This window comes from Arsukibacterium sp. UBA5043 (genome assembly GCA_002415085.1).
Classification (GTDB): domain Bacteria; phylum Pseudomonadota; class Gammaproteobacteria; order Enterobacterales; family Alteromonadaceae; genus Alishewanella.
The window spans coordinates 499,416-512,509 of record DIBV01000006.1; the positions used below are offsets into that span (position 1 = coordinate 499,416).

Consider the following 13,094-nt stretch of genomic DNA (forward strand, 5'->3'; position numbering starts at 1 on the left):
ATTACTTCATTAACTGCTGACTTAAAAAGGTGTACTCGAGCGCAGTTCTTTTGGCTGTTTCCTGTAAATTCGCTGCCGCAGAGTGGCCGCCGTCAATGTTTTCATAATATTCAAAATTGTGGCCATACTGCTCTAACATATAAGCCATTTTTCTGGCATGAGCCGGATGCACCCGGTCATCTTTGGTCGAGGTTACAAAAAATATTGCAGGATATTCGCCCTTAGGATCAATATTGTGTAACGGTGATATCTTTTCCAGAAAAGCCCGCTCTTCCGGAATATCCGGGCTGCCATACTCACCTACCCATGACGCACCTGCCAGCAGGGTGTGATAACGCAACATATCCAGCAGTGGCACCTGACACACCACGGCATTCCATAAATCAGGCCGCTGGGTGTACATCACGCCCATTAATAAGCCGCCATTTGAACCACCCATAACCCCCAGATGCTCGGGCGAGGTGATTTTTTTGGCAATGATATCTTCTGCTACTGCTATCATATCGTCGTAGATAACCTGGCGCTTCGTTTTTAACCCCGCCTGATGCCAGGCCGGGCCGTACTCACCGCCACCGCGGATATTGGCCAGCACATAAACACCGCCTTGCTCCAGCCAGTTTTTACCCAGAATGCCGGAATAACTGGGCTTCATTGATACTTCAAAGCCGCCGTAGGCATATTGCAGGGTAGGGTTGCTGCCGTCGAGGGTGATGCCTTGTTTGTGCACCACAAAATACGGTATTTTTTCACCGTCAGTAGAGCTGGCAAAATATTGCTGCACCACTAAATCCGCGGCATCAAACCGGGCCGGTGTAGATTTAATCGCTACAATATCAGCGTTGCTGACATTGACCTGATACAGGGTATCTTGCGAGACAAAGTTTTCTTGATTAACAAAAATAATGTCGCTGTCATCATTGGCGGAAGAGACCGACATGGTGCTGTTATCCGGCAACGCTAGCTTGTTGTGCTGCCAGTTACCGTCGTTGAAGTCATAAACGTAGATATTGTTGACCACGTTTTCGAGCACATTAAGCACCAGTTTGCTGGCGGTAATCGCTACGCCATCCAGTGTGGCACGTTGATCCGGCTGATAAACCAATTGCACAGCACCAATTTTATTGTTCTGCAGCCAGTTTTGCATATCAAAAGACACTAAATCGCCACTTTTAAAAGAGCTGGCACTGCCTTGCGGGGTCCAGTCTTGTTTCAGGCTTAAAATAAGTTGCCCTTTAAAAATGCCGTTGATACTGGCGGTGTTGGGGATGGGCAACTGCACCGGGTCGCCTTTTTCCGGGAGCCAATAGTACTCAGACTCGTAAAACGTAATGGCCCGCACCACCATATTTAACTGCTTATCCTGGTGTATAACCGCATAAGGAAATACACCGACATCGGTTTTATTGCCACTGAACACCGTCACCGCTTCGTCCAGCGACTGGCCGCGTTGCAGTTGCTTAATCACATAGGGGTAGCCGCTGTCGGTTAGCATGCCATCGCCCCAGTTGGTGCCAACATGCAGGCTGTCGGTGCTATTCCAGCTTAGGGCTGTTTTTGCTTCCGGCAGATAAAAACCGTTCTCAACGAAGCTTTTACTGGCGCGGTTCCACTCACGCATTTCTACCGCATCTTTGCCGCCATCAGATAACGACACCATGCACAGGTTGTCATTAGTTTCTGCGCATGTGGTCCCTTTAAATACCCAGTTTTTACCTTCAGCGGCAGCGAGGGCATCAATATCCAGCAGCGTTTGCCATTGCGGTTGCGCTTTGCGGTATTCAGCCAGACTGGTTTGGCGTAACACACCTCTGACATGGTTTTCATCCTGCCAGAAGTTGTACACCATATCGTTGCGGTAAGTGCCATAGGGGATTTTATCGGTAGCATTGACAATATTTAACGCCGCTTGCTGATACTGGCTAAAACGCGGGTCGCTGGTAAGTTTATCCAGCGTGCGCTTATTCCAGTTTTTCACCTTGGTAAGGGCCTGTTCGCCTTCAACTTCTTCTAACCATAGCGGTGCTTCGCTAATGCTTGCTGTCATGGGTGTTTGCACTTCTTGATTGGCTTGCTTTGCGGTATCTGCAGGGTTACACGCGCTTAGTAAAGATAAGCTTGCAACCGTGACGATCATTTTTAGTTTCATTGTAGCCTCAGGGTTTTATTATTTTTATTGCACTGTATTCAATGTTTAGGGATTTAATGTATAGGGTTTTAATTTAAATACATGGGCGGCCAATGTAAACCAGATTGTTGCCAGGAGGTTTACCTGGAATTGGTATATTCAGCTTATATTTTCAGTACTTATTTTCAGTACTTATTTTAAGTACTAAGGTATCGGCTACTTTATCCTGAATAGCTTGCCGGTTTGGATCCCAGTATATCTGGATAAACCCCAGCAACCCGGTGGCAAAGCCTGCGCTGTAACCACCCTGGCGACCAAATGCCTGCCACAGCGTCAGCGGTGTGTTATTTAGCTGCACCACTTTTATCGCCATACAGGCTTTGCCAAGCGTCTGGCCACCATTCCAACTGATAAACACCGTGAAGTAAACCACCGCCCAGCCAAAACCAATGCCTAAGTCAGTTAAAATGCCTTGCAGCCATTTAAGCACACTGTGATCCGATTGGGCTAACTTTTGCCACCAGGAGGTGTCTGCTTCTGACTGGGTGGTCGTCTGAATTAACTTATCGGTAGCCTGCTGCGCGGCTTGTTGGCGATGCTGTTTAATATTGCTCATCGCTTTATTCAGTGCCACCGTCTGCTCTGCCGGTGTCAGTATTGAATCCTCAAGCAAGTCTGTAATCATGCTATTAATTTCATCGTCGGTAAGCTTACTGCCACGTAATTGCTCACTGATATTCTCTAACTGCTTATCAGCGCATTCGGCATTGCACTCTGTGCTGGTAAGTGCAATAGCGCTGGTGGTAATTAACACTCCTTCTTTGATGTTGTAGTCGCTGCGCTCGTCGGTTTCCCCCGGCATCAGTGGTAATAAAAACAACGATAACAGCGCGAAGGCGATGACAATATTCCGGCGTCGGTTGTTGTGTTGTAAATGGCAGCGATAAGCCAGATAAGCCGCCACAGGCAGCAGGAATAAAAAGCTGCCGGAGGTAAGTAAAGCGATAAGCACACCATCCAGGGCTATGGCCACACCACGGCGCCATGGCTTTGCCAGGGAGCGACCCACCAGGGCATTGGCTACGGTAAAATCGTGCGGGGTAACCACTTCGCGCACTTGCTGAGACGTGAGTTGCTGACCATTTAAATCAATATATACCCCAGGGGTTGTTTCAGTAATGGTGGCGGTACCGTCAAAATTGTGCAGACTCATGCAATGTTGCTCTACCATTTTAAAAAAATTCAATTTACGCTAAAGCGGCCTAGAAGCGATAGCAATAAGTGCCATTTAATAAGCTTTTCCGGTTTTCAAAGCGCAATGCAGATTGGGTATCGTATTTTGTGATCCTGAGCAATTGATCTAATTGCCATCAGCCATAAACGAGGGTTGGTACTTAGCCCAAAACTGGCTGCTAAAGCGGTTTTGCGGGTCATACTGCTGCTTTAATTGAAAAAATTCAGGCGCACGCGGATAAGCGCGTTGAAATTGTGCCGGTGTTGCGCTGGGTTGATAAGGCAGGTAATAGGTTCCGCCATGCGCCAGTACCGTATCAATAAGCTGCTGACTCCAGCGGTCGGTGTGCTGGCGGGCCTGCTCATCAGTACCCTGGCGGTAATATATAACAAAGGCGAAGGTTTCTTCAGGTGCCCATGCCAGCAAAGAACCTTTGTCGGCTAAAGCATGTCTTACGGAAACATTTAACACATTAACCTTATGCTGTTGCAGCACCGCCGCCAGCTGTGTGGCAAAGCCATCAAAATTTTTAACCGGCACAAAATACTCACGTAAACCATAAGTCTGCTTTGTTCTGTTTGCAGGTTCTAATTCTTTTACGTCATAACTGGCTTCATAGTTGCGCCAATGCACCGCTCTCTGGCGATACAGCACAGGATCCAACCAGGACTGTCGCAGCCGTTTTGCAAAATCATAATCCGCCACAAAATCAGTTAGTGCTGGTTGCCACCAGTAGCGGGTGTCAGGGCTGTGCAGCCTGCTCGCTACCGTAACCGGGCTGTCTGTGATCAACCATGATACTGCGGCGATTTGGTTATAATGCGGTGGGTAAAGCACCGCATTGTGAAACACAACTTGAGAATTATCTCGGATCTGTGCCTGAAAAAAATCGTGGTAGTCCTGTGCAGTCATGTTGGCTACCTGGCGCTGGACCCGGCTGTTATCAGTAAGTTGGAGGCTGGCCTCAAGGATAATACCCATAGCGCCATAGCCGCCGATAGCGGCATAAAACAGCTCGCTGTTATTTTCGGGCGTAGCCGTAATTACGTTGCCATCGGCCAGCAGCAGTTTGATCGCCTGCACTGAATTAATTAATGGCCCCTCGCCAATATAGCGACCGTGGGCGTTGACACTCAGCGAGCCGCCGACAGTAAAGTCAGCATAGCTTTGCATGATTTTTACTGATAAATCATAAGGATCAATATGGTTTTGAATGGCTCGCCAGGTTATACCTGCCTGCACGGTAATGAGTTTTTGATCCGGAGAAAAGCTAACAATGTTGTTGTAACTGCGCATATCAATATGCAGGCTGTCTGCCAATGCGGTCTGGCCTCCCTGGCTATAACGTCCACCACCAACAGATACGGCGCCGCTTGAGTTCAGCAGTTGCTGCACTAATTCCGCCTCAGTTTGGGGGGCAATTACCTTCGTGACAGTGATGGGATTTAGCTGGGTAATATCGTTAATAACAAGAGGGTTAGTGGCTACTACAGACTGAGTCATGTAAGGCAGCAGATAACTTAAACACCAACATAGTAACGCTACCACTATTGCCAGCATGGCAATGCTTAACTTCCTAATCATCTTTCACAGCATCCCTGTCATTTAACAGCGCTTAAGATAATGAACCCCCGCATAAAAAACAATGTGTTCGCAGATATAATTGCCGTACCGTCACGCTGTCCGGGCATTACTTTGCAAAGAGCTGTTCTGCCATAACTTCAATAACTTGCAGACATCTTTTGTTACCTAATAATATTTTTTATTTCATATCACCCCTGCTAGTGTTATTGAGCGTTTAGCCCAGAAGCCGTTGCGGCATAACGCCATGTATGGTTGTTATGTTCTTTGCAGCGTTAAGGAGTGGAAGTTGCCGGTTATTTTATCTATTAAAGCGGTTGTGGCTAAATTGCTACTGGCGATCACTATTATCGCGCTGGCGGTGATGGCGTACCGCTGGCTGCTGCTACCGGCTTTACAGTGGCTGTTTCAGCTTGATGAGCCAACTACCGCGCTGCTGCGCCGGGTGGGTATCTTACTGGTTATGTTATTGGCCTACGGTGTATATGTGCGCTATGGCGAAAAGCGGCCTGTTACCGAATTGCAATTTCCAGTTAGCAAGGTCGCCGTTGGCTTATTGGCTGGTGCTGGGATGATTGTCCTGGTGTCAGCACTTTTATTTTCTGGCGGTGTATACCAAGTAACCGCTTACCGTGGCTGGCAAAGCGGCTTAGCCGATATCGCTCTGGTAATTCTGGTGGCCGCTGTTATTGAAGAAATTGTGTTCCGGGCGGTGTTGTTTCAGGCACTGGAAAGCCAGTGGGGCACGGTAACAGCACTGTGGCTGCAATCGCTGATTTTCTCCTTGCTGCATATCGCTAATATTGATGGCCAGATGGACCTGCAGGCGCTAATTATTACCGTAATATCCGGCACCTTAATTGGCGCGCTCTGGACAGTAATGTATGTTTATGTGCGCAACGTCTGGGTGGTGGCGGCACATCATGCCGCCTGGAATTTTACTGTGGTGCTTACCGGGTTACCGTTATCCGGTCTGGACGACTGGCAAGCAATGGCGCCTCTGCAAAGTGTTTATCAGGGCCCAAGCTGGTTAACCGGCGGCGTAGTAGGGCCGGAAGACTCGGTAATTACCCTGGTCATGGTAATTATCTCAGTAGCCGCTTTACTCTGGTTAGCAAAAAAGCAGCAGCGGTTTTATCCATCAGCCGCGGTGCGCCTGGCGCAGGCTGCTGAAACAAAATTGGCGCGTGCATGCTGACGGTAATCTCTAAAAGGCGATAGAAATTGAAGTTAGTGCTGTTGCCAGCAGAACTTCCAATTGAAAAGCAATGTTGCCAATCCTTTGTTGAGGCGCAAGCTTTTGTTACAACTTAAAGCCGTGAATAGCTATCACTTGATGCTAAATTGATGTTTTTGAGCAAGGGAAGAGCAATGAATAACTTACAAAAAGCAGGTGGTGTCACAGCGCTTCTTCAGGCTGCCATTTACATGTCAGCTTTCGTTTTTTTTGGGGCCTTCTGGAATTTCCCTGCCGATGCTGACGCTGTGCAAAAATTTGCATTCCTGGCTGAAAATCAGGGCATCTTGTCCATCGTAACTTTCACTATCTATGTGCTATTTGGCATCCTTCTGGCGGTATTAGTTCTGGCATTGCATGAGCGACTGAAGGTGAACACCCCAATCCTTTCCCAAATGGCTGCTATTTTTGGGGTGGTATGGGTGGGGTTGGTAATAGCTAGCGGCATGGTATCGAATATTGGCTTAGCTGTAGCTCTGGAACTATCAGTTCAGCAACCAGAACAGGCTATGACACTCTGGAGAACGATTAACGCTGTCGTCGAAGGCCTGGGTGGGGGAAATGAAATTGTTGGTGGGTTATGGGTTCTGTTATTAAGTATTGCAGCGCTTAACGGTAAAGCTCTTCCTACAACGCTTAACTACCTTGGGCTTTTCGTTGGCGTGGTCGGCATTCTCACCATTTACCCGGCTGATATATTCACTGAAATTTTTGGTATAAGCCAAATTGTATGGTTTTCCTGGTTGGGTGTTGTCCTGCTTACCAGTCGCAAAAGCTAACTAGATAAGCAAATAATATAAATGGCATTGCCTGTCTCAACAGCCTGTGCCGTATTTAAAAGGCATTATTTTTGTTGCGTCGTTTCTGTCAGGCCCTAAAAAGCTCATCGCCTACATCGCATCGTTTTTACCGCTACGCCATTTAACGATGTTGCCTTTTTCTGGTGCTGTTTACCGGTTGTTGATGCTGGGTAAAGACGCAACACCCAAGCAAATAGCCTTGTTCCACGCTGCGATAAATACGGTTCCTGCCAAGGTACTTAAGGCAAGGCTCAGGGTAATTTCCCAGACTAAGTATGATGGGTTTACTTCAAATGTACCTGTAGTATATATAGCGGCGACAAACGACAGGCTCGTACCAACAACAAAAAAGCGGGAGTTTCAGCAGGCTTATACCAACATAACGTTTGCAGAAATTAATGGCCCGCACTTTATTCTGCAAACCAACCCCAAAGACAGTGCAGCTGCAATATTAAACGCCGCCAAGCTTCTACTGAACAATAGTTACTGATAACTCATAGGCTGGTTAGCCTGGCCTTCGCTGGCTGCAGTCAATATCAATATTAAATCAAAAGTTCATTAGTTTTATCTGAGGCCGAAATGGCAGTATTGCGATAGCTGCTGTTGGCATTGGTAAATAACATCAAAGCTGGTAAATAGCTCAACCATTTTAAATGCTTGCGTTGTTTAAGTTTAAGGTAAAAGTGGAAGGCATTTTGGTGCTGCCTAAGTTTATAAAACGAACGAAAGCGTGGAAAAAAGCAAGACCTGCCCACGAAGTTCAGACCTATCCTCAAAAATTAATACTTAGTTACTTTGGTTATATTGGCGGAGTTAAGCCCTATTAATAAGGATGTTCCTATGAAATTATCTGCACTACTTATCTCTAACTTTAAAGGAATAAAGGATGAGATAAAAATACTCATCGATAACATCGTTGTTTTAGTCGGCCCAAATAATAGCTGCAAGTCCACAATTTTGGATGCATATGAAGCTTATGTCTCTATGGGTAGTGCGCTAAGCTTGGATCATTTTCACGGTCGAAATGCTGGTACACCTATTACTATTACAGGTGTTTTTAATGATGTGACTCAAGATGATATTGGAACCTTGGGGCAAGAGTGGCATCTGCAAAACGATCCTGAATTTGGAGATTGTGCAAAATTCCAAATCCGGTGGGAAATACCAGACGAAAATGGTGTGAAGTATAGTTTCAGTAATAAGACTAATGACTGGATAAAGGGTGGGGCAGGTGGTTGGAATACATTATTACAAAGTCGATTGCCAATACCAATACGATTGAATCCTAATGATGGTTATGATGCGTTAGAGAAGGTTGTAAAAGACTTGGCGTCAAAAAATGCAGCTAGGAAATTAAAGGACGACAAGAGTAAGGTCGCAGGTATTGTCGCAGAAATCGAAAAACTTGCTAAAGAAGTTGATAAAGAGCTCGCTGGAAGCGTCGGACAATTAAGCGGTAAAATTCAGTTTGAGTTAAATAAGTTATTTCAAGGTGCGACTGTCAGTTTTGAGACGGGAGTTGGGAAGTTTAAGGCAGAAGACGCCATAAAAGATGGTAGTAAGTTCTATGTTAAGACAAGCAATCATCCGTCATCTCTAGAACATCAAGGAACAGGCTTAAAAAGGGCTTTTTTATGGTCTGCTGTAAACGCTTTATGTAGCGAGGGGATGTACAAAAAAGGAACAAAAGTAATTCAAAACGAAACGCCAAAGGTGTTACTTATTGATGAGCCTGAGATAAACCTACATCCTTCTATAATTAGAGCAGCTAGAAAAGCTATCTATGCTCTGGCAGACTTAGATGGATGGCAAGTGATTTGTACAACGCATTCGCCTGTATTTATTGACCTTACACAAGATCATACCACTCTGATAAAAGTATCGAATAACCAACAGGGAGTTTATTACTTCAAGACTGATAAAGCCCGGTTTAACTCAGATGAAAAAGATAACTTAAAGATGTTAAACCGCTGCTGCCCAACAGTTAATGAGTTCTTTTTTTATCCTAATGCTATTTTGGTAGAGGGTGATACTGAATACTTGGCATATCAATACATTATAGAGAGTAGTGGTCTTGAAGGTTCATACTGCGTTATCAATTGTAGAGGAAAAGCTAACATCCCTACGTTTATAAAAATATTCGATCAATTTAAAGCTAATGCTATCGCAGTGCATGATTTAGATACAAAACTTAGAAAAGATGGAAAAGCTAACGCAATGTGGACAATCAATGTAAACATTCGAACTCTAGCAGATGGAACAAATGGTCGAGTTACGACTGTCGTTCACAATCCAGATTTTGAAGGATTTTATCTGAATGAATCACCAGCTAAAGACAAACCTTATAACCTTTTTACTCACTTAACATCCCCTGATTTTGAAACAAATGTTAAGTATAGAGATTTGAGAGAGTCATTAAATTCAATTATTGATGGAACTCACAAAGGCTTATATACGACCCAGGCAGAACTTGATGCTATGTCTTAAAAAGCGCTGCTGTCGGACAAATTTCCCGTTTCGCTCAAAATTGCCGGCAAAGCACGGTTTTAGGCAAAATATAAAACGGAGTGCTAACAATCATAGACATACTTGCTTTTAACTATTAGTATCATTGGGTCCTTAGTTTGAAGTTGTGCTTATTCAAGCGTAACTTTTGTGGTTGGTGTATAGCCAACCCGAATAGATCGTGATGTATCCATGTGGTACTAAACAGAATCTCCATCTGCTCTAGAGCAGATTGACCTTCTGTTTAGTACCCAGAAGATCAGATAATCTCCCCAATTCATTTGTGAATGAATTGTGAATCTAATCTGCTCTCCTGTTGTAAGGACGTATTCAACTAACCGCACTCAAGGGAATTATGTGGTTTAATCATCCTAAGTTCTACTTAGCTAGAAATGAACTAATGAAACAATTAGATCATTTTAAATCATCTTCATCAAAGCCAGAATTAGTTAGAAGAAAATATTTTGGAAGCGAGCCGCTACCTAAGATTATTTTCATATGTGGGGGTGACGAGAAAAATTTTCCCAACAGATTGAAAGTCGAAAACTACATAAAAAAGCACTCAAAAAACAACTTAACTTTTCGAGCAGAATATGCGTGGGAAACAATTGTTGAATCTAAAAAAAAGACAGTTAACGCATTAGAACTTGAAGATTGGCTTGCAGACTTTTCAGACGTGGTCTTGATTTTAGTTGAATCTTTTGGAACAGTTGCAGAGCTTGGTGCCTTTTCAATGGGACCTGATCTTAGAAAAAAACTGCTTCCGATTTTAAATAAAAAATTTGAAAAAGATGAATCTTTTATTAACACAGGTCCTGTAAGGTGGGTCAACAACGATTCAAAGTATGGCCCGTGTATCCATGCGGATTTTGACTCAATATTGACGTGTATGCCTGATGTTTTAGAAAGAGTCGATGTAAGAAGGTCAAAAATATACGCCTCACGGAGCGAAGAAGAAACTTACGGTGAGTTAAAATTTACACGAAAAGAGATGCTTTTTTTGGTTGTCCTCGTAATTATATCAATTGGACCAGTATCTGAAGACGTTGTTGTTAGCGTTTTTAAAGAGGCATTTAATATAAAAGGGAAGTCAGGTGTTGATGATATTGAGTTTTTTATAAGTTTAAGTGTTGCTTTAAAAATGACTAAGAAGGCAATGATTGAAGATGACCTGTACTATTTTTGTAAAGACTATAACAATCTAAAAAACAGTATTGCGGTAGAGCCTTTATTAAATTTATCTCAAAGCATCAGATCTAGATGTCTTAGTCATCTAGTCTATATAAAGGATTACATAAATACTTTAGAGGCGGTGCATAAAATTGATTCTTGACGTGATTCACTCGAAAACCTTTTTAGAAGTCGATTATATTATTATTCTGCTCGGTAAAGTAAATAGCCTGTACTCAAGGTTCTCGATTGATAAAAAGAATGGTAGTGGAAGACGGACTGTCTATCATCCATCTAAAGAATTAAAAGCAGTTCAGCGTGTTATTAATGACCACATAATAACTAAGCTAGATACGCATGATGCTTGCAAAGCTTATAAGTTAGGTTGTACGACAAAGAAAAATGCCGAACCACATTTAAATAGTCGATTCTTGCTAAGAATGGATTTTAAGTCATTCTTTGAGTCGATAGAGTATAAAGATGTACATAAATTTTGCCAAGAATTTATAAAAAAGCATTTTATAGAGTGGACTGATGAGGACAGTGAGATTTTTTCTAAGTTTGTCTGTTACAAAGGAAGATTAGTAATGGGCTCAGTTACATCTCCAGCGCTTACAAATGCGATGTGTGTTGGATTAGATAATTTACTATATGAAAAATGTGAAAGCATTGGAGTTAAATACAGTAGGTATGCGGATGATCTTTATTTCTCCACCGATGCGCCGAACATTTTAAAAAAGTTAGAGAAAGATGTGTACAAAATTGTGTCCTCATTAAAGATTCCATCATCATTAAAAATAAATTCTGATAAAACGTATCACTCATCTAGGAAAAGAAGGATGATAGTTACGGGCTTGGTAATAACTAATTCAGGTACTATATCAGTGGGGCGGGGAAAAAAAAGAGAAATAAAATCCTTAGTATTTAATTGGGAATCATTAGACGAAGAGTTTAAAAAATATACTTCAGGCTATTTGTCTTATATAAAATCTGTAGAACCTGAATTTTTGAATAATTTATGTCTTAAATATGGTGCGGAAAAAATAAGAGTTGTAATGACTTATAACCAATCATTAAAAATATAGTTTTACTGCGCTTAGTGTTCAAGTTTTGCTGTTTGTCGCTGCTAGCCTGAAAATGCTTTCTTACACCAACTGCTTAGTCGCTACCAACACACTATTATTATCCGCATGTACAACCTGGCTGGAGGTGATTCCACCCTGACCAGCTCTGAGTGCCATAACGGCCATGCCGGAGATTTAAAAGATTGAATTTCGATACCGTTAAACAGCAGTTAGTTGAACTGGAACAGCTGCTTGTACAGCCTGCCACTCGATTTTCAGCTGAGATGCTAAACCGTCATCTGGCCGATGATTTTTATGAGATTGCCGCAACTGGGCGCTGTTTTGGTAAAGCCGATGTGCTTGCGCGCCTGCCAGCGGAAACGCCGCCGGTTATAAGCCAGCAAGATTTTGAATGCCGGGTTTTAGCTGATGGGCTGGCGCAGTTAACTTACCGCGCCACGATACAACGTGCAGACAATGACCCAAGTTACTCGGTGCGAAACTCAATCTGGCGTTTTGATGGTGAAAAATGGCAGATGGTTTTTCATCAGGGTACACCGTGCGGACCACTTTAACCACAGGAATTACCAGCCGATGCGCGATGCGTTAAGACAAAAAATTATTGCCGTTTGTGACAAAAAAATCCTCGCCAAAGGCGAAACAGTCGGGGTGTCGTTTTATGCGTTTTTCGCCAATAAAAATGATGACCCCCAGCTACTGATGGAAGCGGCGACGTGGTGGATCCAAACCCACCGCCTGGACCATTTTGAGAAAGCGTTGAAAATAAAGCGGTTGGTTATGGCAGGGCTATAGTTTCACCGCAATGCCAAGTTTATGCGTAACGTCGGACATGAAGAGGAAAGTGAGTCATGCAGCAACTTAGTGTCATTAATACCATTTCAGTGCCTGCTGGCATGGAGCAGCAAGCAGAGCAGGTGCGACAACAGTATGTGGACTACTTTAGTGCACAAGCAGGGTTTGTCAGTTCAACCCTTTATAAATCGATTACCCGGCAGAACGATGACAGCATGCAGTATGTCAATATCGTGGTGTGGGCGTCGTACGAACATTTTGCCGCAGTGGTAAGCAAGGGGTTTGCCAACTCCGACGGTGAAAATAACGATGGCATGCGGGTACTGGGCAGCGGCTTTCCTGCGCCGATAGTGGTTTCACCGGGCCAGTATCATGTTATCGCCAGCAACGGCCTGTAGCTGGAGAGTGTGGGGTCAGGTCTTGCCTTTTGCCTGTGCTAACTGGCAAATCCCGAGGAGCAGTTAGTAAATGTTAGGTTAATTTTAGGCTTTTAACCGACTTTACTGGCTTGGTCCGCATATCTAACAACCGCCACACAACTATTTCATTTGGCTTTTGCATTTTG

Annotated in this window: 12 protein-coding genes; 9 read left to right on the top strand and 3 right to left on the bottom strand. The window is 43.8% G+C overall.

From position 1 onward, the window contains the following. Position 1: 1 nt before the first annotated feature. From B2Q61_RS08835 to B2Q61_RS08845, 3 genes are all read right to left on the bottom strand, one after another. Positions 2–2,146: a prolyl oligopeptidase family serine peptidase gene (locus B2Q61_RS08835; protein WP_290618604.1), complete on the bottom strand. Its 2,145-nt coding sequence runs from the start codon at positions 2,144–2,146 to the stop codon at positions 2–4. Positions 2,147–2,297: 151 nt separating this feature from the next. Further along, on the bottom strand, positions 2,298–3,338 hold the full coding sequence (locus B2Q61_RS08840; protein ID WP_290618602.1) for an RDD family protein: 1,041 nt from the start codon (positions 3,336–3,338) through the stop codon (positions 2,298–2,300). Between the two features lie 147 nt (positions 3,339–3,485). Beyond that, entirely contained in the window at positions 3,486–4,943 is a 1,458-nt protein-coding gene (locus tag B2Q61_RS08845; protein WP_290618600.1) for an FAD-binding oxidoreductase, read from the bottom strand. Between the two features lie 286 nt (positions 4,944–5,229). Here B2Q61_RS08845 and B2Q61_RS08850 point away from each other — a divergent pair, with 286 nt between their 5' ends. The 9 genes from B2Q61_RS08850 to B2Q61_RS08890 all read left to right on the top strand — a co-directional run bounded on the left by B2Q61_RS08850 (position 5,230) and on the right by B2Q61_RS08890 (position 12,927). Next, entirely contained in the window at positions 5,230–6,138 is a 909-nt protein-coding gene (locus B2Q61_RS08850; RefSeq protein WP_290618598.1) for a CPBP family intramembrane glutamic endopeptidase, read from the top strand. 173 nt (positions 6,139–6,311) lie between these two features. After that, positions 6,312–6,956 carry a hypothetical protein gene (locus B2Q61_RS08855; RefSeq protein ID WP_290618596.1) on the top strand — a complete coding sequence of 215 codons (645 nt, stop codon included), beginning with the start codon at positions 6,312–6,314 and terminating at the stop codon, positions 6,954–6,956. A 46-nt stretch (positions 6,957–7,002) separates the two neighbouring features. Next, on the top strand, positions 7,003–7,467 hold the full coding sequence (locus B2Q61_RS08860; RefSeq protein WP_290618594.1) for an alpha/beta fold hydrolase: 465 nt from the start codon (positions 7,003–7,005) through the stop codon (positions 7,465–7,467). A 350-nt stretch (positions 7,468–7,817) separates the two neighbouring features. Further along, a complete protein-coding gene (locus B2Q61_RS08865) occupies positions 7,818–9,464 on the top strand; it encodes an ATP-dependent nuclease (RefSeq protein WP_290618592.1) in 1,647 nt (548 codons plus the stop codon). A gap of 418 nt (positions 9,465–9,882) precedes the next feature. Beyond that, a complete protein-coding gene (locus tag B2Q61_RS08870; RefSeq protein ID WP_290618590.1) occupies positions 9,883–10,815 on the top strand; it encodes a retron St85 family effector protein in 933 nt (310 codons plus the stop codon). Then, on the top strand, positions 10,805–11,737 hold the full coding sequence (locus tag B2Q61_RS08875) for a retron St85 family RNA-directed DNA polymerase (RefSeq protein ID WP_290621869.1): 933 nt from the start codon (positions 10,805–10,807) through the stop codon (positions 11,735–11,737). Before B2Q61_RS08870 ends, B2Q61_RS08875 begins: the two co-directional genes overlap by 11 nt. 182 nt (positions 11,738–11,919) lie before the next feature. After that, the gene (locus tag B2Q61_RS08880) at positions 11,920–12,291 is read left to right on the top strand and encodes a DUF4440 domain-containing protein (protein ID WP_290618586.1); all 372 of its coding nucleotides are present in this window, start codon (positions 11,920–11,922) and stop codon (positions 12,289–12,291) included. 19 nt (positions 12,292–12,310) lie between these two features. Further along, on the top strand, positions 12,311–12,529 hold the full coding sequence (locus B2Q61_RS08885) for a DUF6500 family protein (protein WP_290618584.1): 219 nt from the start codon (positions 12,311–12,313) through the stop codon (positions 12,527–12,529). A gap of 56 nt (positions 12,530–12,585) precedes the next feature. After that, the gene (locus B2Q61_RS08890; RefSeq protein WP_290618582.1) at positions 12,586–12,927 is read left to right on the top strand and encodes an antibiotic biosynthesis monooxygenase family protein; all 342 of its coding nucleotides are present in this window, start codon (positions 12,586–12,588) and stop codon (positions 12,925–12,927) included. The last annotated feature ends 167 nt before the right edge of the window (positions 12,928–13,094 follow it).

What these genes read in the sequence shown, in the direction of transcription:
- B2Q61_RS08855 (WP_290618596.1), top strand. Translation starts at nt 6,312, where the DNA reads ATGAATAACTTACAAAAAGCAGGTGGTGTCACAGCGCTTCTTCAGGCT.
- B2Q61_RS08885 (WP_290618584.1), top strand. Translation starts at nt 12,311, where the DNA reads ATGCGCGATGCGTTAAGACAAAAAATTATTGCCGTTTGTGACAAAAAA.
- B2Q61_RS08870 (WP_290618590.1), top strand. Translation starts at nt 9,883, where the DNA reads ATGAAACAATTAGATCATTTTAAATCATCTTCATCAAAGCCAGAATTA.
- B2Q61_RS08840 (WP_290618602.1), bottom strand. Translation starts at nt 3,338, where the DNA reads ATGAGTCTGCACAATTTTGACGGTACCGCCACCATTACTGAAACAACC.
- B2Q61_RS08890 (WP_290618582.1), top strand. Translation starts at nt 12,586, where the DNA reads ATGCAGCAACTTAGTGTCATTAATACCATTTCAGTGCCTGCTGGCATG.
- B2Q61_RS08845 (WP_290618600.1), bottom strand. Translation starts at nt 4,943, where the DNA reads ATGATTAGGAAGTTAAGCATTGCCATGCTGGCAATAGTGGTAGCGTTA.
- B2Q61_RS08865 (WP_290618592.1), top strand. Translation starts at nt 7,818, where the DNA reads ATGAAATTATCTGCACTACTTATCTCTAACTTTAAAGGAATAAAGGAT.
- B2Q61_RS08835 (WP_290618604.1), bottom strand. Translation starts at nt 2,146, where the DNA reads ATGAAACTAAAAATGATCGTCACGGTTGCAAGCTTATCTTTACTAAGC.